At 61.4% G+C, this 21,606-nt stretch carries 15 protein-coding genes and 2 tRNA genes; 13 read left to right on the top strand and 4 right to left on the bottom strand.

Annotated elements, in window-relative coordinates; genetic code table 11:
• Window positions 1–2: 2 nt before the first annotated feature.
• The 4 genes from BFQ01_RS13250 to BFQ01_RS13235 all read right to left on the bottom strand — a co-directional run bounded on the left by BFQ01_RS13250 (window position 3) and on the right by BFQ01_RS13235 (window position 3,067).
• A complete protein-coding gene (locus tag BFQ01_RS13250) occupies window positions 3–1,568 on the bottom strand; it encodes an ABC transporter permease (protein ID WP_065925622.1) in 1,566 nt (521 codons plus the stop codon).
• Window positions 1,568–2,593 carry an iron ABC transporter substrate-binding protein gene (locus BFQ01_RS13245; protein ID WP_065925621.1) on the bottom strand — a complete coding sequence of 342 codons (1,026 nt, stop codon included), beginning with the start codon at window positions 2,591–2,593 and terminating at the stop codon, window positions 1,568–1,570. The genes BFQ01_RS13250 and BFQ01_RS13245 overlap by 1 nt, the downstream gene beginning before the upstream one ends.
• 146 nt (window positions 2,594–2,739) lie before the next feature.
• A tRNA-Leu gene (locus BFQ01_RS13240) sits at window positions 2,740–2,826 on the bottom strand.
• A gap of 154 nt (window positions 2,827–2,980) precedes the next feature.
• Window positions 2,981–3,067: transfer RNA gene (locus tag BFQ01_RS13235), tRNA-Leu, on the bottom strand.
• A 224-nt stretch (window positions 3,068–3,291) separates the two neighbouring features.
• Between BFQ01_RS13235 and rnr the strand changes: the two genes are divergently transcribed.
• The 13 genes from rnr (at window position 3,292) to BFQ01_RS13170 (ending at window position 21,546) form a co-directional block, all read left to right on the top strand.
• The gene (gene rnr / locus BFQ01_RS13230) at window positions 3,292–5,925 is read left to right on the top strand and encodes a ribonuclease R (RefSeq protein ID WP_065925620.1); all 2,634 of its coding nucleotides are present in this window, start codon (window positions 3,292–3,294) and stop codon (window positions 5,923–5,925) included.
• Window positions 5,922–6,677 carry a 23S rRNA (guanosine(2251)-2'-O)-methyltransferase RlmB gene (rlmB, locus tag BFQ01_RS13225; RefSeq protein WP_010213600.1) on the top strand — a complete coding sequence of 252 codons (756 nt, stop codon included), beginning with the start codon at window positions 5,922–5,924 and terminating at the stop codon, window positions 6,675–6,677. Before rnr ends, rlmB begins: the two co-directional genes overlap by 4 nt.
• A gap of 247 nt (window positions 6,678–6,924) precedes the next feature.
• On the top strand, window positions 6,925–7,347 hold the full coding sequence (rpsF, locus tag BFQ01_RS13220; protein ID WP_003171371.1) for a 30S ribosomal protein S6: 423 nt from the start codon (window positions 6,925–6,927) through the stop codon (window positions 7,345–7,347).
• Between the two features lie 29 nt (window positions 7,348–7,376).
• Entirely contained in the window at window positions 7,377–7,607 is a 231-nt protein-coding gene (rpsR, locus tag BFQ01_RS13215; RefSeq protein WP_003171373.1) for a 30S ribosomal protein S18, read from the top strand.
• A 36-nt stretch (window positions 7,608–7,643) separates the two neighbouring features.
• On the top strand, window positions 7,644–8,534 hold the full coding sequence (locus BFQ01_RS13210) for a hypothetical protein (protein ID WP_065925619.1): 891 nt from the start codon (window positions 7,644–7,646) through the stop codon (window positions 8,532–8,534).
• Window positions 8,535–8,552: 18 nt separating this feature from the next.
• On the top strand, window positions 8,553–8,999 hold the full coding sequence (gene rplI, locus BFQ01_RS13205) for a 50S ribosomal protein L9 (RefSeq protein ID WP_003171376.1): 447 nt from the start codon (window positions 8,553–8,555) through the stop codon (window positions 8,997–8,999).
• A 110-nt stretch (window positions 9,000–9,109) separates the two neighbouring features.
• The gene (dnaB, locus tag BFQ01_RS13200) at window positions 9,110–10,507 is read left to right on the top strand and encodes a replicative DNA helicase (protein ID WP_017526410.1); all 1,398 of its coding nucleotides are present in this window, start codon (window positions 9,110–9,112) and stop codon (window positions 10,505–10,507) included.
• A gap of 96 nt (window positions 10,508–10,603) precedes the next feature.
• Window positions 10,604–12,907 carry a YgiQ family radical SAM protein gene (locus BFQ01_RS13195; protein ID WP_065925618.1) on the top strand — a complete coding sequence of 768 codons (2,304 nt, stop codon included), beginning with the start codon at window positions 10,604–10,606 and terminating at the stop codon, window positions 12,905–12,907.
• Between the two features lie 157 nt (window positions 12,908–13,064).
• Complete coding sequence (locus BFQ01_RS13190) at window positions 13,065–13,985, top strand: NAD synthetase (protein ID WP_065925617.1); 921 nt, start codon at window positions 13,065–13,067, stop codon at window positions 13,983–13,985.
• Entirely contained in the window at window positions 13,982–14,440 is a 459-nt protein-coding gene (locus BFQ01_RS13185) for a hypothetical protein (protein ID WP_065925616.1), read from the top strand. Before BFQ01_RS13190 ends, BFQ01_RS13185 begins: the two co-directional genes overlap by 4 nt.
• Window positions 14,441–14,782: 342 nt before the next feature.
• Complete coding sequence (locus BFQ01_RS13180; protein WP_065925615.1) at window positions 14,783–18,073, top strand: transglutaminase family protein; 3,291 nt, start codon at window positions 14,783–14,785, stop codon at window positions 18,071–18,073.
• 96 nt (window positions 18,074–18,169) lie between these two features.
• Window positions 18,170–20,656: a circularly permuted type 2 ATP-grasp protein gene (locus tag BFQ01_RS13175; protein WP_065925614.1), complete on the top strand. Its 2,487-nt coding sequence runs from the start codon at window positions 18,170–18,172 to the stop codon at window positions 20,654–20,656.
• A complete protein-coding gene (locus tag BFQ01_RS13170) occupies window positions 20,656–21,546 on the top strand; it encodes a transglutaminase family protein (RefSeq protein ID WP_065925613.1) in 891 nt (296 codons plus the stop codon). Before BFQ01_RS13175 ends, BFQ01_RS13170 begins: the two co-directional genes overlap by 1 nt.
• The last annotated feature ends 60 nt before the right edge of the window (window positions 21,547–21,606 follow it).

Below are 21,606 nucleotides of genomic sequence, written 5' to 3'. Positions count from 1 at the left end.
TCTCAGCGGCTCAAGTACATCCGAGTTGTCAGCAGATAGACCGGCAACCCCGACACCACTATCAACAACGCTGCATAAGGCGCCGCCGCCGCAAACTCCACATTCGAGGTGTGCGCCCACACGGCAGTCGCCAAGGTATTCAGCCCGGTGGGGCTGAGCAGCAACGTCGCCGTCAATTCCTTCATGGCGTCCAGGAACACCAGCGCAAATGCCGCACCCAATGCCGGAAAAATAATTGGCAGTGTCACTCGGCAAAACGCACTGAACGACGATGCCCCCAGCGTGCGCGCAGCCTCTTCCAGCTGCGGCGCCGCCTTGTTCAAGGCCGTACGGATCGGCGCCTGGGCCAATGGAAGAAACAACAACCCATAGGCGATCAGCAGCAACGCAGAGGTCTGGTACAGCGCCGGCACGTAATGCAGGGCGAAATACACCAGTGTCAACGCAATCACCAGGCCGGGCAGGGCGTGCAACAGGTACGGCAGGCGCTCGGCCCAGATTGCCAGTCGGCCCTTGTAGCGCACCACCAGCAGCCCCAGCGGTACCGCCAGCGCCAGGCACAGCGCCGCGCCACCCAGCGATAGCATCAGGGAGGACAGCAATGCCTCACCAATCTCGGCCATTGGAAATGCCGCCGATGAACCTACCGCCAGCCAATAGCCGAGCATGCCCAAGGGGATGCCGCTGCCGATGATCGCCAGCGTCAGGCAATACACCTGGCCCAGTGGCGCCCACTTGCCCAGTCGCACCTGCTCCCCATGCCGCGCCGCGCCCTGGCCGATGCGCACGTGCCGGCCCTTGCCGCGCACGCGCAGTTCCAGCCACAGCAGGGTCAGGCACATCACCAGCAATACCGCCGAAAGCATCGCGGCATTGGCATTGCTGAACTCCAGTTCGAATTGCTGGTAGATCGCGGTGGTGAAGGTTTGCAGGCCGATGATCGACAGCGCGCCGAACTCGACCAGCATATGCAGGGCAATCAGCAGTGCCCCAGCCAGCAGCGACGGCCACAGCAAGGGCAGGGTGATGCGCAGGAATACGCCCCAGCGATTCTGCCCCAGGGTGCGGGCCGATTCTTCAAGGGAAGGGTCCAGGTTGCGCAAGGTTGCGGCCACTGGCAAAAACACCAGCGGGTATTTGGACAGGGTCATCACCAGAATCGCGCCGCCGAGCCCTTCGAAGTGGGCGCTCAGGGATACCCAGGTGAAGCTGCTGACAAACGCCGGCACCGCGAACGGCAGGCACAGGACTACGCCCCAGAGGCGGCGTCCCGGCAGATTGCTGCGTTCCAGCAGCCAGGCCAGGGACAGGCCGATCACGCCGCACGCCAGCGTCACGCCGACCATCAGCGCCAGGGTGTTGCGCAGCAGCCCGAACACATAGGGCCGCCAGAGCAGATGTACCGCCTGCGCCCAGCCCGCCTGCCAAGCCTTTAGCCCGACGTACACCAGCGGCAGCAGGCTCAGGCCAACCAGTAGCAGGACGGGGAGCAGTAGCCAGATCGAAGGGCGCTTGCGGCGCGGGCTGAGCCCCCCGCGCAGGGCGGGGGTGGGTAGCGATGGGTTCATCAGTTCAAGCCAACCTCACGTTCCAGGTCCAAGGCCTCTTCTGCGTTGCCGAGGTCGGCAGGCGTGACTTTCGGCGGCTGCAGTTCGCTGAAAGGCTTGAGGCCGCGGTTGGATTCCATGCCTTTGCGCAGCGGGTACTCGGCCGAGGTAGTGGTAATCACGCGCTGGCCTTCTTCGCTGGCCATGAACGCCAGCAGTTGCTGGGCTTCTTTGGGATGCTTGCTGGACTTCAGCGCGGCCGCCGAAGACACGGTGATCAGGCCGCCGGCATCGCCATCGGTGAAGTAGTGCAGTTGGGAGTCGAGGTTGGTTTTTTCTTTCTTCAGGGCAAACCAGTAGTAGTTGTTCACCAGAACGGTGGCTACTTCGCCGTTTTCCACGGCCTTCAGGGCGACCATGTTGTTGCTGTACACCTTGCCGAAGGCACGTAGGCCGGTCAGCCATTCTTCGGCGGCTTCACGGCCGTGCAGCTTGATGATCGCCACGGCCTGTTCCTGGAAGGCGCCGCTGGTAGGTACGAAACCGACCTTGCCTTGCCACTCGGGGCCGGCGAAATCCAATACCGACTTGGGCAGGTCTTTCTCGGCAATCAGTTTGGGGTTGAAGGCTACGACGCGGGTGCGTGCGGTCACGCCCATCCAGTCGCCGTTACGGCCCACGTAATCCTTGGGCAGGACGTCGAGCGTGCCTGCATCGATCTTGGCCAGCAGGCCTTGCTCGCCAAGTTTGTTCAGTGGCGGCGATTCCTCGGTGTAGATCACGTCGGCAGGGGAGCGGTCGCCTTCCTCCACGACTTGGCTGGCCAGTTGGTTGCTGCTGCCCTTGCGTACGTTGACGTGAATACCGGTCCTGGCTTCGAAGGCCTTGGCGAGTTCATCGCCGACTTCTTTGTGTTGGCCGTTGTACAGGGTCAGGGAGACCTTGTCGGCGGAATAGGCGGCGGGGGAGAGTAGGGTCAGGCCGAGCAGAGTGATGGTCAGGCCACGCAGAAGGGATGTCTTGAGACGGGTATCGCGGATCATCATCCGGGGTTTTCCTCACTTGAGTGCAACAAATCATTGCAAGGATAAACGATAAAACTTCTCAAGTGCGCCGAAGGGGGGGAATTGCTGGTTGAGGTTTTCAAACTCCGGAAACGAAAAAACCCGCTTTCGCGGGTTTGATCTGAATTTGGTGCCCAGGAGAAGACTCGAACTTCCACGACCTTGCGATCACCAGCACCTGAAGCTGGCGTGTCTACCAATTTCACCACCTGGGCATTATCAAGCAACGTTGCCGCTGTTGATGGGGCGAACTATACGGCGGGCTTTTTAATCTGTAAACCCCTGATTCGAAAAATATAAATCGATTTTCTCGTTAAAAATCAGAAGCCTGAAACGAAAAAACCCGCTTTCGCGGGTTTGATCTGAATTTGGTGCCCAGGAGAAGACTCGAACTTCCACGACCTTGCGATCACCAGCACCTGAAGCTGGCGTGTCTACCAATTTCACCACCTGGGCAACATCAACAACGTTGCCGTCGTCGATGGCGCGCACTATACGGAGCGGTTTTTTAGCTGTAAACCCCTGCTATGAAAAAAACCTGGAAAATTTCGCCAATGGTCGTGCAAGGTGCGCGGCGAGGGCTGTAAAAGGCTTTTAAACGCTTGTTGATGCCTGAAATTTCCCGTTTCAATACGCGTATGCCAAACTAACCCGCATATAGACAAGGTGAAAAATCTCTAATGGCCGATTGGCAGTCCCTCGATCCCGAGGCCGCTCGTGAAGCGGAAAAATATGAAAACCCTATTCCTAGCCGCGAACTGATCCTGGCGCACCTCGCCGATCGGGGTTCGCCTGCTAGCCGTGAGCAGTTGGTCGAAGAGTTCGGTCTGACCACCGAAGACCAGCTCGAAGCCCTGCGCCGCCGCCTGCGTGCCATGGAGCGCGATGCTCAACTGATCTACACCCGCCGTGGCACCTATGCACCCGTGGATAAGCTCGACCTGATCCTCGGCCGCATTGCCGGCCACCGTGACGGTTTCGGCTTCCTGATCCCGGATGACGGCAGTGATGACCTGTTCATGAGCCCGGCGCAAATGCGCCTGGTGTTCGATGGCGACCGTGCCCTGGCGCGGGTTTCCGGACTGGACCGTCGTGGTCGCCGTGAAGGCGTGATCGTCGAAGTGGTGTCCCGTGCCCACGAGTCCATCGTCGGCCGCTACTTCGAAGAAGGCGGTATCGGCTTTGTTGTGCCGGATAACCCGAAGGTCCAGCAGGAAGTGCTGATCACCCCGGGCCGCAATGGCGCTGCCAAGGTCGGCCAGTTCGTCGAGGTGAAAATCACCCACTGGCCGACTGCGCGCTTCCAGCCCCAGGGCGATATTGTAGAAGTGGTCGGCAACTACATGGCGCCGGGCATGGAAATCGACGTCGCGCTGCGTACCTACGATATTCCTCACGTCTGGCCTGAGGCTGTGCTCAAGGAAGCCGCCAAGCTCAAGCCGGAAGTCGAAGAAAAGGACAAGGAAAAACGCATCGACCTGCGCCATCTGCCGTTCGTCACCATTGACGGTGAAGATGCCCGCGACTTCGACGATGCGGTCTACTGCGAAGCCAAGCCCGGCAAGCTGCGCCTGTTCTCCGGCGGCTGGAAGTTGTTCGTCGCGATTGCCGACGTTTCCAGCTATGTGAAGATCGGTTCGGCCCTGGATAACGAGGCCCAGGTACGCGGCAACTCCGTGTATTTCCCTGAGCGCGTGATCCCGATGCTGCCTGAGCAGCTGTCCAACGGCCTGTGCTCCCTGAACCCGAAAGTCGACCGTTTGGCCATGGTTTGCGAGATGACTATCTCGAAAACCGGCGAAATGACCGATTACCAGTTCTATGAAGCGGTGATCCACTCCCAGGCGCGCCTGACCTACAACAAGGTCAGCACCATCCTGGAACAGCCGAAAACCAGCGAAGCCAAGGCGTTGCGTGGTGAGTACGGGCATGTGGTGCCGCACCTCAAGCAGCTGTACGCGTTGTACAAAGTGTTGCTGGGTGCCCGTCATGTGCGTGGCGCGATCGATTTTGAAACCCAGGAAACCCGGATTGTCTTCGGTTCCGAGCGCAAGATCGCCGCGATCACCCCGACCACCCGTAACGATGCGCACAAGCTGATCGAGGAATGCATGCTGGCGGCCAACGTGGCCACCGCTGAATTCCTGAAAAAGCACGAAATCCCTGCGCTCTACCGTGTGCACGATGGCCCGCCACCGGAGCGCCTGGAAAAACTGCGCGCGTTCCTCGGCGAGCTGGGCCTGTCCCTGCACAAAGGCAAGGACGGCCCGACGCCGAAGGACTACCAGGCACTGCTGGCCAGCATCAAGGACCGTCCGGATTACCACGTGATCCAGACCGTGATGCTGCGTTCCCTGAGCCAGGCGGTGTACAGCGCCGATAACCAGGGCCACTTCGGCCTGAATTACGAGGCGTATACCCACTTCACCTCGCCGATTCGCCGTTATCCGGACTTGCTCACGCACCGCGCAATCCGCAGCGTGATCCATTCCAGGCAGAACACCCCGCACGTCAAGCGCGCCGGTGCCATGACCATTCCGAAGGCGCGGATCTATCCGTACGACGAAGCGGCCCTGGAACAGTTGGGCGAGCAGTGCTCCATGAGCGAGCGCCGCGCCGACGAAGCCACCCGCGATGTGGTGAACTGGCTCAAGTGCGAGTTCATGAAGGACCGCGTGGGCGAGTCGTTCCCAGGTGTGATCACCGCCGTGACCGGCTTTGGCCTGTTCGTCGAGCTGACCGACATCTACGTCGAAGGCCTGGTGCACGTCACCGCCTTGCCGGGTGACTACTACCACTTCGACCCTGTGCACCACCGCCTGGCGGGTGAGCGTACCGGTCGCAGTTTCCGTTTGGGCGATACCGTGGAAGTGCAGGTCATGCGCGTCGATCTCGACGAGCGCAAGATCGACTTTGGCATGCCTGACAAGCCCGCCGAAGCGCCGGGCCGTAAAAAGCGTGGCAGCGAGACGACCGCGCCTGCAAGCAAAGGCAAAGGCGCTCCCGCCAAAGCGGCAGTTGCAGAGCCTGCTCCGGCCAAGGCCGGGCGCCGTCCAGCAGCCAAGGACAAAGCACCCGAGGCCTACCGCCCAAGCGATGCGGCGGCGAAAAACGCCGAACTGCGCAAGAGCCGTGAGTTGAAGCAGCAGTTGCTCAACGAAGCCAAAAGCGGTGGTAAAGCGGCGTCTGGGGGAAAGTCCCAGGGGGCGGAAAAGCCGTCGAGCAAGCCAAGTAAACACCGTAAAGGCCCGCCAAAAGCGGGTTCGGCCCCCGCGAAAAGCGGCGGGTCGCGCAAACCTAAGGCCAAGTCATGAGTCTGGAAAAAATCTACGGCGTCCACGCCGTAGAAGCACTGCTGCGTCACCACCCTAAGCGCGTCAAGCAAGTCTGGCTGGCCGAAGGTCGCAGCGAGCCGCGCGTACAGGCGTTGGTCGAGTTGGCCACCCAAAACAAAGTCGCCATCGGCCAGGCCGAACGGCGTGAAATGGACGTGTGGGTCGAAGGCGTCCACCAGGGTGTGGTGGCGGACGTCAGTCCGAGCCAGGTCTGGGGCGAAGCGATGCTCGATGAGCTGCTCGACCGTACCGAAGGTGCACCGCTGCTGCTGGTGCTGGACGGCGTGACCGACCCGCACAACCTCGGCGCGTGCCTGCGCTCGGCCGATGCTGCGGGTGCGCTGGCGGTGATTGTGCCTAAGGACAAGTCGGCTACCTTGACGCCGGTGGTGCGTAAAGTCGCCTGTGGCGCGGCGGAAGTGATTCCGCTGGTGGCCGTGACCAACCTGGCGCGCACCCTGGAGAAACTCCAGCAGCGCGGCCTGTGGGTCGTGGGCACGGCGGGAGAGGCCGAGGTCAGCATTTATGACCAGGACCTCACCGGCCCGACCATCCTGATCATGGGAGCCGAAGGCAAGGGCATGCGTCGCCTGACCCGTGAACATTGCGATTACCTGGTGCACCTGCCGATGGCCGGTAGCGTCAGCAGCCTGAACGTGTCGGTCGCGACCGGCGTGTGCCTGTTTGAGGCCCAGCGTCAGCGTGGTGCCAAGGCCAAGGCGAAGAAGTAATTCCAAGCCTGGCGTAGAACCAACATGTGGGAGGGGGCTTGCCCTCCCACATGTGCTTTTGTGGTGTCTGGGAGATTGTTCAAATAATCACCAATCACCTTGCGCCCGTTCTTCCCCTTCTCTACAATTGCGCCCCTTGCCTTCCTGGCAGGCACCGATGTGCCTCCCTGCGGCAAGATCCATAAGTGTCATTCACTCCTTGTCTGACCGTTTTTGAGCGGCAGGCTACAACCCGTAAGGAGCATTCATGCGTCATTACGAAATCATCTTTTTGGTCCACCCGGATCAAAGCGAGCAAGTCGGCGGCATGGTTGAGCGTTACACCAAGCTGATCGAAGAAGACGGCGGCAAAATCCACCGTCTGGAAGATTGGGGTCGTCGTCAACTGGCCTACGCAATCAACAATGTTCACAAGGCTCACTACGTGATGCTGAACGTTGAGTGCACCGGCAAGGCCCTGGCCGAGCTGGAAGACAACTTCCGCTACAACGATGCAGTGATCCGTAACCTGGTCATCCGTCGCGAAGAAGCCGTTACCGGCCAATCCGAGATGCTCAAGGCTGAAGAAAACCGCAGTGAGCGCCGTGAGCGTCGCGACCGTCCTGAGCACGAAGGCGCTGATAGCGCTGATAGTGATGACAGCGACAGCAGCGATAACGCTGACGAGTAATCCACGGACCTTATTAAGGAGCCTATCAAATGGCACGTTTCTTCCGTCGTCGTAAGTTTTGCCGCTTCACCGCTGAAGAAGTGAAGGAGATCGACTACAAAGATCTCAACACTCTGAAAGCCTACGTATCCGAGACCGGCAAAATCGTTCCAAGCCGTATCACCGGTACCAAAGCACGTTATCAGCGTCAGCTGGCTACCGCTATCAAGCGCGCCCGCTTCCTGGCCCTGCTGGCCTACACCGACAGCCACGGCCGCTGAGACCGGGCAGTCGACAAGTAGTAAGGGATTGAATGCATGCGCGCCTTAGCTGAGTTCATCATGCGCGGTCGTGTGCAGGCCACTCTGGTAGTGGCTGGATGTGCAGTGTTGCCGTTGTTGTTCTGGTTGGGTGCCGCCGCGGGTTGCCTTGTGCTCCTGCGGCGCGGTTCGGACGCCTTGAGCGTCCTGGGTCTGGGGTTGTTGTCAGTGTTGGTGAGCTGGCATTTCCTGCAAGACCCGACAGCGCTTCTGGTGCTGTTGGGGAGTTGCAGCCTGGCGTTGGTTTTGCGCGCCGGGCATTCCTGGAATCGCGTGCTGCTGGTCAGCACGGCCGTGGGGTTGTTGTGTGCGGTGAGCCTGGGGACCGTCTTCGGTTCCTTCATCGAGTCGTTGGCGCAGACGTTTCAACACGTCTTGCCGCTGGTGATGGGTGAGTCTTACGAGAAGTTCTCGGCAGACCAGAAAGCAGCACTCGCTTCACTGGCAGTTCCGATGTTGATCATTTCGACAGCGGTTTCGGTGCAGGTCTTTAGTGTGTTGTGCCTGATTCTTGGGCGCTATTGGCAGGCGTTGTTGTATAACCCCGGCGGTTTCGGAAGCGAGTTTCGCGCAATCCGGATCCCCAAGCGCGTTGCGCTGTCACTGCTGGCCGTCATGTGCGTTGCCCCGTTTATCGGGTGGCACACCTTGATCCTGTTGCCGTTGTGCGGTGTGCCGCTGTTCTTCGCTGGCTTGTCCCTGATTCACGGGCTTGTCGCGCAGAAAAGACTGGCCAGTTTCTGGCTGGTGGGGATCTACGTCACCGTCCTGCCGCTCATGCACTTGATCGGTCCGTTACTCGTGGTCTTGGCCATTGTCGACAGCCTGATTGATTTTCGCGGACGTTCTGCGCCGAAAGACGCCGATAACGCGAACGGTGAAGGTTAAAAGTTAGAGGATTTTCACATGCAACTGATCCTTCTGGAAAAAGTCGCCAACCTGGGCAACCTGGGCGACAAAGTGAACGTTAAGGCCGGCTACGGTCGTAACTACCTGCTGCCATACGGCAAAGCCACCGCTGCAACCGCTGCCAATCTGGCTGCGTTTGAAGAGCGTCGCGCTGAGCTGGAAAAAGCAGCAGCAGACAAGAAAGCTTCGGCTGAAACTCGCGCTGCCCAACTGGCTGAGCTGGAAGTGACTATCACTGCCACCGCCGGTGACGAAGGCAAGCTGTTCGGTTCGATCGGCACCCACGACATCGCTGATGCACTGACCGCCTCCGGCGTTGAAGTGCAGAAGAGCGAAGTTCGTCTGCCGAACGGCACCATCCGCAACGTAGGCGAATTCGACGTAGCCGTGCACCTGCACGCCGAAGTTGAAGCCACCGTACGCGTTGTCGTGGTAGCAGCTTAAGTCGCACCTAACTGACTGGCACCTCGTGTGTCGGGCAGTTAACATCGGGCACGATCCTGTTTACAGGTCGTGCCTTTTGTTTTTCTACAATCCCCTAATTCCAAGTGGCCATGAACGATATTTCAGCTCCTGAGCAATACGATCTGCAAACCGCTGCCCTGAAGGTGCCGCCGCATTCCATCGAGGCCGAACAGGCCGTGCTCGGTGGCCTGATGCTGGACAACAACGCCTGGGAACGCGTGCTGGATCAAGTCTCGGACGGTGATTTCTATCGTCATGACCACCGCCTGATCTTCCGTGCCATCGCCAAGCTGGCCGACCAGAACTCCCCAATCGACGTGGTGACCCTGGCCGAGCAGTTGGACAAGGAAGGCCAGACCTCCCAGGTCGGTGGCCTGGGCTACCTGGGTGAACTGGCAAAAAACACGCCGTCCGTCGCCAACATCAAGGCCTATGCCCAGATCGTTCGCGAGCGCGCCACCCTGCGCCAGTTGATCGGCATCAGCACCGAAATCGCCGACAGCGCCTTCAACCCCGAAGGTCGCACCGCCGCCGAAATCCTTGACGAAGCCGAGCGCCAGATCTTCCAGATCGCCGAAGCGCGCCCGAAAACCGGCGGCCCGGTCAGCGTCAATGACCTGTTGACCAAGGCCATCGACCGCATCGACACCTTGTTCAACACCGACAACGCCATCACCGGTATTTCCACCGGCTACACCGACCTCGACGAGAAGACCAGCGGCCTGCAGCCGTCCGACCTGATCATCGTCGCCGGCCGTCCATCCATGGGTAAGACCACCTTTGCGATGAACCTGGTGGAAAACGCCGTGTTGCGCAGCGACAAGACCGTACTGGTGTACTCCCTCGAGATGCCAGGCGAATCGCTGATCATGCGTATGCTGTCTTCCCTCGGCCGTATCGACCAGACCAAGGTGCGTGCCGGTCGCCTGGAAGACGACGACTGGCCGCGCCTGACCTCGGCGGTCAACCTGCTCAACGACCGCAAGCTGTTTATCGATGACACCGCCGGTATCAGCCCGTCCGAGATGCGTGCACGTACCCGCCGCCTGGTACGTGAGCACGGCGACATCGCCCTGATCATGATCGACTACCTGCAGTTGATGCAGATCCCGGGTTCCAGCGGCGATAACCGGACCAACGAAATTTCCGAAATCTCCCGGTCACTCAAGGCCCTGGCCAAGGAATTCAACTGCCCGGTGGTGGCACTGTCCCAGCTCAACCGTTCCCTGGAACAACGCCCCAACAAGCGCCCGGTGAACTCCGACTTGCGGGAATCCGGAGCGATCGAGCAGGATGCCGACGTGATCATGTTCGTGTACCGCGACGAGGTGTATCACCCCGAGACCGAGCACAAAGGCATTGCCGAGATCATTATCGGCAAGCAGCGTAACGGCCCGATCGGCTTTATCCGCCTGGCGTTCATCGGTAAATACACGCGCTTCGAGAACCTGGCGCCGGGCAGCTACAACTTCGACGACGACGAATAACCCGTCTGCTCAATTCCGACCATTACCGTCGGAATTGGTCAAAATTTGTGCTATATTCCGCGCCCGCGATTTTTCATCTCAACACCGGTCACCGTCATGCAAACAGCCAAGCCGTTATTTGACTATCCCAAGTACTGGGCCGAATGTTTCGGCCCTGCGCCATTCCTGCCGATGAGCAGGGAGGAGATGGATCAGCTTGGCTGGGATTCGTGCGACATCATCATCGTCACCGGTGATGCCTACGTGGACCACCCGTCGTTCGGCATGGCCATCATCGGCCGGCTGCTGGAGTCCCAGGGCTTCCGCGTCGGGATCATTGCGCAGCCGAACTGGCAGTCCAAAGACGACTTCATGAAACTGGGCGAGCCGAACCTGTTCTTCGGCGTCGCGGCCGGCAACATGGACTCGATGATCAACCGCTACACCGCCGACAAGAAAATCCGTTCCGACGACGCCTACACCCCAGGCGGCATGGCCGGCAAACGCCCGGACCGCGCCAGCCTGGTGTACAGCCAGCGTTGCAAGGAAGCCTACAAGAACGTGCCGATCGTACTCGGCGGCATCGAAGCATCCCTGCGCCGCATCGCCCACTACGACTACTGGCAGGACCGCGTGCGCAACTCGATCCTGATCGACGCCACCGCCGATATCCTGCTGTACGGCAACGCCGAGCGGGCTATCGTCGAAGTCGCCCAGCGCCTGTCGTGGGGCCACAAGATCGAAGACATTACCGATGTGCGCGGCACCGCGTTCATCCGTCGCGATACCCCAGCCGGCTGGTACGAAGTGGATTCCACGCGTATCGATCGCCCGGGCAAGGTCGACAAGATCATCAACCCGTACGTCAACACCCAGGACACCCAGGCCTGCGCCATCGAGCAGGAAAAGGGGCCGGTCGATGATCCGGAAGAAGCCAAGGTCGTGCAGATCCTGGCCAGCCCGCGCATGACCCGCGACAAGACCGTGATCCGCCTGCCCTCGGTGGAAAAAGTCCGTGGCGACGCCGTGCTCTATGCCCACGCCAACCGCGTGCTGCACCTGGAAACCAACCCAGGCAACGCCCGCGCCCTGGTGCAGAAGCACGGCGAAGTGGACGTGTGGTTCAACCCGCCGCCCATTCCGATGACCACCGAAGAAATGGACTACGTGTTCGGCATGCCTTACGCCCGTGTTCCGCACCCGGCGTACGGCAAGGAGAAGATCCCGGCCTACGACATGATCCGTTTCTCGGTGAACATCATGCGTGGCTGCTTCGGCGGCTGCACCTTCTGCTCGATCACCGAGCACGAAGGGCGGATCATCCAGAACCGTTCCGAAGAGTCGATCATTCGCGAAATCGAAGAGATCCGCGACAAGGTGCCGGGCTTCACCGGTGTGATCTCCGACCTCGGCGGCCCGACTGCGAACATGTACCGCATTGCCTGCAAGAGCCCGGAAATCGAATCCGCGTGCCGCAAGCCGTCGTGCGTGTTCCCCGGTATCTGCCCGAACCTGAACACCGACCACTCGTCGTTGATCCAGCTGTATCGAAGCGCCCGTGCATTGCCGGGTGTGAAGAAGATCCTGATCGCTTCCGGCCTGCGCTACGACCTCGCGGTCGAGTCGCCGGAATACGTCAAGGAGCTGGTCACCCACCACGTCGGTGGCTACCTCAAGATCGCCCCGGAACACACCGAGGAAGGTCCGCTCAACCAGATGATGAAGCCGGGCATTGGCAGCTATGACAAGTTCAAGCGCATGTTCGAGAAGTACACCAAGGAAGCGGGCAAGGAGCAGTACCTGATCCCTTACTTCATCGCGGCTCACCCGGGCACCACCGATGAAGACATGATGAACCTGGCCCTGTGGCTCAAGGGCAACGGCTTCCGCGCCGACCAGGTGCAGGCGTTCTACCCGTCGCCGATGGCCACCGCCACCGCGATGTACCACTCGGGCAAGAACCCGCTGCGCAAGGTCACCTACAAGAGCGACGCGGTGACCATCGTCAAGAGCGAGGAGCAGCGCCGCCTGCACAAGGCGTTCCTGCGCTATCACGACCCGAAGGGCTGGCCGATGCTGCGTGAAGCGTTGACCCGCATGGGCCGTGCCGACCTGATCGGGCCGGGCAAGGACCAACTGATCCCGCTGCACCAGCCGAGCACCGACAGCTACCAGAGCGCCCGTCGCAAGAACTCGACGCCGGCCGGTAGCCACAAGGTCGCCAAGGAAACTACCACCAAGATCCTTACCCAGCACACCGGCCTGCCGCCCCGTGGCAGCGACGGCAGCAACCCGTGGGACAAGCGTGAGCAAGCCAAGGCGGCGGCCCAGGCGCGTAACAAGCAGGCGGCCAAGGAACGCAGCGATGCGGCCAAGGGCAAGGGCGGCAAGCCGGCCCGCAAGCCGGTCGTGCCGCGTTGATCGTCGCTTGAAAATGCAAACGCCAGCCTTGTGCTGGCGTTTTGCTTTCTAGGCGGTGGGGAGTCTGTTTGTTAAGGTGGCGCCCATTAAATTGCCATCGGGGGCTTGCCCCCGATAGCGTCAGTCCAGTCTCCACCCCTTCAAGGAAGAACACCCCATGGGCAACCCCCTGGCCGGCATCGGCATGGACTCCAACCGCTCCCAGTTCATGGCGCGCCAGCGCATCGAAAGCCAGATCAACCTGCCACGGCTGTTCGCGGCCATCGACGCCGACCCCAGCATCGTCGGCGCGGGGGTGGTGTATATCGACGCTGACTTCAATGTCATTACCCTGCGCGAATTCAAGCCCATCTGCAGCATCAAGCCCAAGCGCATCATTTTGCGTGAAGCGCAGAAGTACATTGCGCCAACACAGTTTGCTCAACATGTCGTGAGCAATCCTCGAGAATCGCGACTGATTGGCGAAGCCGTGAATACCGGAATCTCCTGCTTGGGGGCGGTCATCAGTTGGGCTGCGATCGCCAGTGGAACAATTCTGGTGCCTTTCAGCGCTGGCGCCAGTTCCGTCATCGTTGTAGTGGGGTATGCGGCTGCCGGCGCAAGTACGCTTCAGTGTTTCAACGGCATTGCCCGAACAGCGCTGGAAGTCGCCAAACCTGAGGTCAAGGATTCGCTCGACAGTGAAGGCTGGTACCAGAATGCGTCCATCGTGCTGGACGCCGTATCACTGGTAGGCGTGGGCGCTTCGGCCCTGACGACGGTCAAGCTGGTCAGGGCCGCCAAAGCATCGACGGGCAAGAGCCTGCGTGATGTGCTTCGCGGTTTGAATCGCCAGGAAAGAGCCAAGCTGACGAAAGAGCTGCTGAGCATCAACCATCCCAGCTTGACCGCGAAGATGATCAAATTGAGGCAGGCGTCGGGCGAACTCACCAAGCGTTTCACCCCTACGCAGCTCAAGCACAGCACCACTACCCAGATCAAAGACGTCCTGGGCGCAAGCGTTGGGTTTGGCGGGAGTGCCTACTCCGGAAACGTCAACACCATCGCGATTGGACTGTACGAGGAGGTAAGCGAATGAGCGAATTGATGACGCTACGCGACTTTTTCAGACAATACTTTCTGACGTTTATGGGCGGCGTATTTGCTGCGTGTTTTTCTTTGGCGTTGGCTGTGGCGCTGGCGTTCATCACCTATTTTCGTGATGCGCCGATGGCTCAAGTGGGGCTCAAGATCATGTCTGCCGGGGCGCTGCTCATTCTGTTGACGGTCCATAGCAACTTTATGATTTTGCGGGGCCGACCCTCCTGGGTGTGGGTAATGGTCGGTATCTATGTCGCCTGTCTACTGTTTGTACTTCCGATGGTTCAATTCCAGCCTCACAAAGTCCTTTATGGGTTGGCGCTGTTATTCCCATTGCTCGGATTATTGACACTTAACAGTAAGGTTCAACGAGAGATGCGCACGAAACTCGTGGGAATCCGTCGCATTCGGCAGGCGGTCAAATCAACCGTCAGATCGAGTAGTCGCATGTGAAGGAGCCGCCTTCGATAAACGGTTTTCTCGCGCGCTATTTCCCGCTGTTGGGTTTACTGCTGCTAAATAGCAAACGCCACCGCGAAATGCGCAAAAAACTGTCCGAGATACGCCACCTGCGCCAAGCCGTAATCGCAAAGCGCAAAACCCGTTGATTGGGTAGATTCGCCACCCATCCTCACATTAACGCCACAAATATGTGCGGCGCCTGCACCACGACACCACCGTCGGCGCCGTTTTGGTGCTGTACTGCACCGGGTCTTACGATAAAGCGCAATGACCGCCGCTCTGGCATAAGTCTTGCGCGCTTTGTGTCCATGCCCTGGCTCGCAGGAGGCCGCCGTGTCGATTCATGTCGCGTTGCACCATGTTACGCATTACCGCTACGACCGCGCGGTCGAACTTGGCCCACAGATCGTGCGTCTGCGCCCGGCGGCCCATAGCCGCACGCGGATTTTGTCCTACGCACTCAAAGTGCTGCCCGAGCAGCACTTCATCAATTGGCAGCAGGACCCCCAGGGCAATTACCTGGCGCGTCTGGTGTTCCCGGAAAAGACCGATGAATTGCGCATCGAGGTTGACCTGGTCGCCGAGATGGCGGTGTTCAACCCGTTCGATTTTTTCCTTGAGCCCTACGCCGAAAAAATCCCCTTCAGCTACGCCGCCGATGAACAGCGCGAGCTGGCGCCGTACTTGGAAACCCTGCCGCTGACGCCGAGGTTTGCCGCCTACCTGGCGGGTATCGACCGCACGCCGTTGCCGGCCGTGGACTTCCTGGTGGGCCTCAACCAGCGCCTGGCCGCCGACATCGGCTACCTGATCCGCATGGAACCGGGGGTGCAAACCCCGGAATTCACCCTGGAAAACGCTTCCGGCTCCTGCCGTGATTCGGCCTGGCTGCTGGTGCAATTGCTGCGCAACCTCGGGTTGGCGGCGCGGTTTGTGTCCGGTTATCTGATCCAGCTGACCGCCGACGTCAAAGCCCTCGACGGCCCCTCCGGCACCGAAGTCGACTTCACCGACCTGCACGCCTGGTGCGAAGTGTATTTGCCCGGTGCCGGCTGGATCGGCCTGGATGCCACCTCCGGGTTGTTCGCCGGTGAAGGGCACATCCCGTTGGCCTGTAGTCCCGATCCATCGTCCGCCGCGCCGATCAGTGGGCTGGTGGAACCCTGCGAGTGCGAATTTACCCACGAGATGTCGGTGGAGCGCATCTGGGAAGCGCCACGGGTCACCAAGCCCTACACCGAAGAGCAATGGCTGGCGATCCAGGCCCTGGGCCGGCAGATCGATGGCGACCTGCTCAAGGATGATGTACGCCTGACCATGGGCGGCGAGCCGACCTTCGTCTCCATCGACGACCCCGACGGCGCCGAGTGGAACACCGCAGCCCTCGGGCCGGATAAGCGGCGCTTGTCCGCCGAACTGTTCCAGCGCATGCGCAAGCATTACGCGCCCAAGGGCCTGGTGCACTTCGGCCAGGGCAAGTGGTACCCCGGCGAGCAATTGCCGCGCTGGTCGCTTAACTGCTACTGGCGCCGTGACGGTGTGCCCATCTGGCACAACAGCGCGCTGATCGCCGATGAACAACAGGACTACGGCGCCGATGGCGTAATGGCCGGGCGCTTCCTGGCCAGCGTCGCCGAGCGCCTGAAGTTGCCGGCGCGCTTTGTATTCCCGGCCTTCGAAGACAACTTCTACTACCTGTGGCGCGAAGGTGCGTTGCCGCAAAACGTCACGGCCCAGGACCCGCGCTTGAGCGACGAACTGGAGCGCGAACGCTTGCGCAAGGTGTTCAGCCAGGGCCTGGATAAAGTCATCGGCCAGGTACTGCCGCTGGCTCGTACGGCGGCCAATGACCGCTGGCAGAGCGGGCGCTGGTACCTGCGCGATAACCATTGCCGTCTGGTGCCGGGGGATTCGCCGCTGGGCTATCGCCTGCCGTTGGCCTCGCAGCCGTGGGTGACGGCAGCGGAGTATCCGTTCGTGCACCCCACCGACCCTAACCAGGATCAGCCGGAACTGCCGACCAGCACACAACTGCAAAGCCATGGCGACCCCGCGCCGAGCGACGAGCGAGTGCCCGAGGTCGACGAGTCCGCCGACTGGCTGACCCGCACCGCCCTGTGTGCCGAAGCGCGGGAAGGGCGCCTGTACTTGTTTATGCCGCCCCTGGAACGCGTCGAGGATTACCTGGAACTGGTGGCCGCCATCGAAGCCACCGCCGAGGAATTGCACTGCCCGGTGCTGCTGGAAGGCTACGAACCACCGTTCGATATGCGCCTGAGCAACTTCCGCGTCACGCCGGATCCGGGTGTGATCGAGGTCAACGTGCAGCCGTCCGCGACCTGGGACGAGTTGGTGGAACGCACCGAATTCCTCTACGAGGAGGCGCGGCAGACCCGGCTGACCACCGAGAAGTTCATGATCGACGGCCGCCATACCGGCACCGGCGGCGGTAACCACTTTGTGCTGGGGGGCGCGACGCCCAAGGACTCGCCGTTCCTGCGCCGGCCCGACCTGCTGCGCAGCCTGATCAGCTATTGGCATAACCACCCCTCGCTGTCGTACCTGTTTTCCGGCCTGTTTATCGGCCCGACCTCCCAGGCACCGCGGGTCGACGAAGCCCGCAACGACGCGCTGTATGAACTGGAAATCGCCTTTGCGCAAATGCCGCAGCCGGGTGAAGAATGCCCGCCGTGGTTGGTGGATCGCCTGCTGCGCAACCTGTTGATCGACGTAACGGGCAATACCCACCGCGCCGAATTCTGTATCGACAAACTCTACTCGCCCGACGGTGCCACTGGCCGCCTGGGCCTTCTCGAGTTGCGGGCCTTTGAAATGCCGCCCCACGCACGCATGAGCCTGACCCAGCAACTGCTGCTGCGGGCCTTGGTGGCGCGCTTCTGGCGTGAGCCCTATGCGCCGCCGAAACTGGCGCGCTGGGGCACCGAATTGCATGACCGCTTCCTGTTGCCGCACTTTATCGAGCAGGATTTTGCCGACGTGATCGTCGAGTTGAACGCCGCCGGTTACCCGTTACGCGCCGAATGGTTCGCCGCGCACCTGGAGTTCCGCTTCCCCAAGGTGGGCGATTACGCCGTCAGCGGGATCGAACTGGAACTGCGCCAGGCCCTGGAGCCTTGGCATGTACTGGGCGAAGAGGGCGCGGTGGGCGGCACGGTGCGCTATGTGGATTCGTCCCTGGAGCGCTTGCAGGTGAAGGTGAGTGGGCTGCCGCCGCAACGCTACCTGCTGACCTGCAATGGCATCCCGGTGCCGCTGCAACCGACCGGGCGCATTGGCGAGTTCGTCGCCGGCGTGCGTTACCGCGCCTGGCAACCGGCCAATTGCCTGCAACCGACCATCCCGGTGCATGCGCCGCTGGTGTTCGACCTGCTGGACACCTGGATGCAGCGCTCCCTGGGCGGCTGCCAGTACCATGTTGCGCATCCGGGCGGGCGTAACTACGACAGCCTGCCGGTAAACGCCAATGAGGCGGAGAGCCGGCGCATGGCGCGGTTTTTCCGTCTCGGCCATACACCAGGAAAGCTCACCGTGCCGAGTGTTGTGATCAATGACGAATTGCCGATGACCCTGGATCTGCGGCGTCACCCCAATAAAAATGACTAAAAGCGATCACAATGTGGGAGGGAGCAAGCGCCCTCCCACATTAGATTGCAGTGAATTTGAATTAAACTGAGCCCCTTTGCCTCTGCCGAGCGTTCCATGCCCGACTTGCTCGACCAATACCCGCTGACCGCGGGTACTTATCACGAACTGCTGGACGACAGTGGCGCAGTACGCGCCCATTGGCAGCGCTTGCTCGATCACCTTCAACGCAGCACACCCGCGCAACTGGCCCAGCGCCAGGCGCTGCTGACAAGGCAGATCCAGGAAAACGGCGTCACCTATAACGTCTACGCCGACCCCAAGGGCGCCGATCGCCCTTGGGAACTGGACCTGCTGCCCCATGTGCTGGCGGCCGATGAATGGCAGCAGCTGTCAGCCGGTATCGCCCAGCGTGCGCGTCTGCTCAACGCCGTACTGGCGGACCTCTACGGGCCGCAACGCTTGATCAAGGAAGGCCTGCTGCCGGCCGAACTGGTGTTCGGGCATAACAATTTCCTCTGGCCGTGCCAGGGCATCCAACCGCCTGACGGTGCGTTTCTGCACCTGTATGCCGTGGACCTGGCGCGTACCCCGGATGGCCGCTGGTGGGTCACCGCCGACCGTACGCAAGCGCCTTCGGGCGCCGGTTATGCGTTGGAAAACCGCACCATCGTGTCCCGCGCCTTTCCGGACCTGTACCGTGATCTGCAGGTGCAGCACCTCACCGGTTTCTTCCGCACGCTCCAGGAAACCCTGGCCCGCCAGGCGCCGAGCGATGACCAGCCACCGCTGATCGTGTTGCTCACCCCTGGGCGTTTCAACGAAAGCTATTTTGAACACCTGTACCTCGCGCGTCAGCTCGGCTACCCGCTGGTGGAAGGCGGCGACCTCACGGTGCGCGACAGCACGGTGTTCCTGAAAACCCTCAGTGGCCTGCGCCGGGTGCACGCGATCATGCGTCGCCTCGACGATGACTTCTGCGACCCGCTGGAGCTGCGCACCGACTCCGCCCTCGGCGTACCCGGCCTGCTCGACGCCGCGCGCCAGGGCAATGTACTGGTGGCCAATGCCCTGGGCAGCGGCGTGCTGGAGTCCCCCGGTTTGCTCGGCTTTCTGCCCAGGATCAACCAGTTCCTGTTCGGCGAAGAATTGCTCTTGCCCTCCATCGCCACCTGGTGGTGCGGTGAGGCGCCGGTGCTCGCCGAGGCCTTGGAGAAACTGCCGGAACTGCTGATCAAACCGGCGTTTCCGTCGCAAAGTTTTGCCCCGGTATTCGGTCGCGACTTGAATGACGAGCAACGCCAGGCCTTGGCCGAACGCATGCGCGCGCGGCCTTACGCCTACGTCGCCCAGGAGCTGGCACAACTGTCCCAGGCACCGGTGTGGCACACCGTGGAGGATCACCTGCAACACCGCGCCATCGGCATGCGCGTGTATGCCGTGGCCAGCGCGGAGGGCTACCGCGTACTGCCCGGCGGCCTGACCCGTGTGGCGGCGGACGCCGATGCCGAAGTGGTGTCGATGCAACGCGGCGGCGCCAGCAAGGACACCTGGGTGCTGGGCGAACGCGCCAGCAGTGGCGAGCATTGGCGCGCCCAGCGCGCGATTGGTGCACACGACCTGGTGCGCCGCGACCCTTATCTGCCGTCCCGCGTGGTGGAAAACCTGTTCTGGTTCGGCCGTTACTGCGAGCGCTGCGACGACAGCGCACGCTGGCTGCGCATCGTGCTGGCGCGCTATGTCGACGGCGACGACCCCTTGGCCTTGCAGGCGGCGGTCGAGTTGGGTGAAAACCTGCGCCTGCTGCCGGAGGAGGGCGAGCTGCCCGAGCGTTTGCAGGCGGCCTTGCTCGGCGATGATTGGCCGTCGAGCCTGCGCGCCAACCTGCAACGCTTGCAGTGGGCGGCGTCCCAGGTGCGCGGCAAGTTGTCCCGTGAGAACTGGCAGGCCCTGGTGGAGTTGCAGCGCGAAGCCCTGGAGCTGGAGAGCGAAAGCCCGGATTTTGGTGAGTTGCTGGACTTTCTCAACCGCCTGGTAATGTCCCTGGCGGCGCTGTCCGGGTTTGCCCTCGACGACATGACCCGCGACGAAGGCTGGCGCTTCCTGATGATGGGCCGGCGCATCGAGCGCCTGCAATTTCTCAGCAGCAGCCTGGCGGCATTCCTGCGCGGCGTGGCGGTGTTCGATCAAGCGGGCCTGGAGTGGTTGCTGGAGCTCGGCAACAGCAGCATCACCTACCGCTCGCGCTACCTGGCGGTGCCGCAGCTGATTCCGGTCCTGGATTTGTTGTTGCTGGATGAACAGAACCCCCACGCGGTGCTGTTCCAGCTGAAACTGGTGAGCCGTACCCTGCGCCGTCTTAATGATGATTTCGGTGTGCCACGGGAGACCGGGTTGGCGCCGTTGGTGGAGCGCCTGGCGCGTTTCGACCTGGCGTGCCTGGAGAACCCGTTGTTTGGCGAATCCAGCGTGCGTGCCGCACTGGAAGGCCTGGCCGACCTGCTGCAGGCGGTCGCCGATGAGAGTGGGCAAGTGTCGGATCGTCTGGCTTTGCGCCACTTTGCCCATGTGGATGATGTCAGTCAGCAAACGGTGTCGGTGTGATGAGTGCGCGCTACCAGATTTTCCACGATACCCATTACCACTACGACAGCCCGGTGTCCCTGGCCCAGCAGCTCGCGCATTTATGGCCGAGGCCGTGCGCCTGGCAGCGTTGCAGCGACCAGCAACTGGATATCAGCCCGCAGCCGTCGTCACGCCGGGATGAGCTGGACGTGTTCGGCAACCCGATCACCCGCCTGGCGTTCGAGCGGCCCCATGATGAATTACTGGTGAACGCTGGGCTGACTGTGGAAGTGCTGGCGCGGCCGGTGCTGGATTTCCAGCACTCGCCCGCCTGGGACCAGACCCGCGACAGCCTGACCTACAGCAGCCAGCCACTGTCGCCCGAGTTGATCGAAGCCTGCCGTTATCGCTTCGAATCGCCCTACGTACACCTGAAGAAGACCTTCGTCGAGTTCTCCGAGAGCTGCTTCCCTCCTGGTGCGCCCTTGCTATTGGGGGTGCAGGCCTTGATGGAAAAGATCTTCAGCGAATTCACCTTCGATGCCGAAGCTACCCAGGTCGCCACGCCGCTGGTGGAGGTGCTGGAGCGCCGACGCGGCGTGTGCCAGGACTTCGCCCACCTGATGCTCGCCTGCCTGCGCTCGCGCGGCCTGGCGGCGCGTTACATCAGCGGCTACCTGCTCACCCAGCCACCGCCCGGCCAGCCACGGCTGATCGGCGCCGATGCCTCCCACGCGTGGGTCTCGGTGTATTGCCCGGTATCGGGCTGGGTGGATTTCGATCCGACGAACAATGTGCAGCCGGCGCTGGAGCACATCACCCTGGCCTGGGGCCGGGATTTCTCCGATGTGTCGCCGTTGCGTGGGGTGATTCTGGGGGGAGGGACCCATGACCCGGAGGTGCGGGTGACGGTGATGCCGCTGATGTAGGAGCGAGCTTGCTCGCGAAGAACCTGAGGGCGCCGCGTTGATCTTGGCTTCCCGCGTTAT

The organism is Pseudomonas sp. 8 R 14 (assembly GCF_900005955.1).
Lineage (GTDB): Bacteria > Pseudomonadota > Gammaproteobacteria > Pseudomonadales > Pseudomonadaceae > Aquipseudomonas > Aquipseudomonas marginalis.
This window is presented reverse-complemented; position numbering and strand designations above follow the sequence as displayed.

Coding starts and splice junctions, on each gene's coding strand:
- BFQ01_RS13170 (WP_065925613.1), top strand. CDS start 20,656: ATGAGTGCGCGCTACCAGATTTTCCACGATACCCATTACCACTACGAC.
- BFQ01_RS13190 (WP_065925617.1), top strand. CDS start 13,065: ATGGGCAACCCCCTGGCCGGCATCGGCATGGACTCCAACCGCTCCCAG.
- rplI (WP_003171376.1), top strand. CDS start 8,553: ATGCAACTGATCCTTCTGGAAAAAGTCGCCAACCTGGGCAACCTGGGC.
- rnr (WP_065925620.1), top strand. CDS start 3,292: ATGGCCGATTGGCAGTCCCTCGATCCCGAGGCCGCTCGTGAAGCGGAA.
- BFQ01_RS13210 (WP_065925619.1), top strand. CDS start 7,644: ATGCGCGCCTTAGCTGAGTTCATCATGCGCGGTCGTGTGCAGGCCACT.
- rlmB (WP_010213600.1), top strand. CDS start 5,922: ATGAGTCTGGAAAAAATCTACGGCGTCCACGCCGTAGAAGCACTGCTG.
- BFQ01_RS13185 (WP_065925616.1), top strand. CDS start 13,982: ATGAGCGAATTGATGACGCTACGCGACTTTTTCAGACAATACTTTCTG.
- BFQ01_RS13175 (WP_065925614.1), top strand. CDS start 18,170: ATGCCCGACTTGCTCGACCAATACCCGCTGACCGCGGGTACTTATCAC.
- rpsR (WP_003171373.1), top strand. CDS start 7,377: ATGGCACGTTTCTTCCGTCGTCGTAAGTTTTGCCGCTTCACCGCTGAA.
- BFQ01_RS13245 (WP_065925621.1), bottom strand. CDS start 2,593: ATGATGATCCGCGATACCCGTCTCAAGACATCCCTTCTGCGTGGCCTG.
- rpsF (WP_003171371.1), top strand. CDS start 6,925: ATGCGTCATTACGAAATCATCTTTTTGGTCCACCCGGATCAAAGCGAG.
- BFQ01_RS13195 (WP_065925618.1), top strand. CDS start 10,604: ATGCAAACAGCCAAGCCGTTATTTGACTATCCCAAGTACTGGGCCGAA.
- dnaB (WP_017526410.1), top strand. CDS start 9,110: ATGAACGATATTTCAGCTCCTGAGCAATACGATCTGCAAACCGCTGCC.
- BFQ01_RS13250 (WP_065925622.1), bottom strand. CDS start 1,568: ATGAACCCATCGCTACCCACCCCCGCCCTGCGCGGGGGGCTCAGCCCG.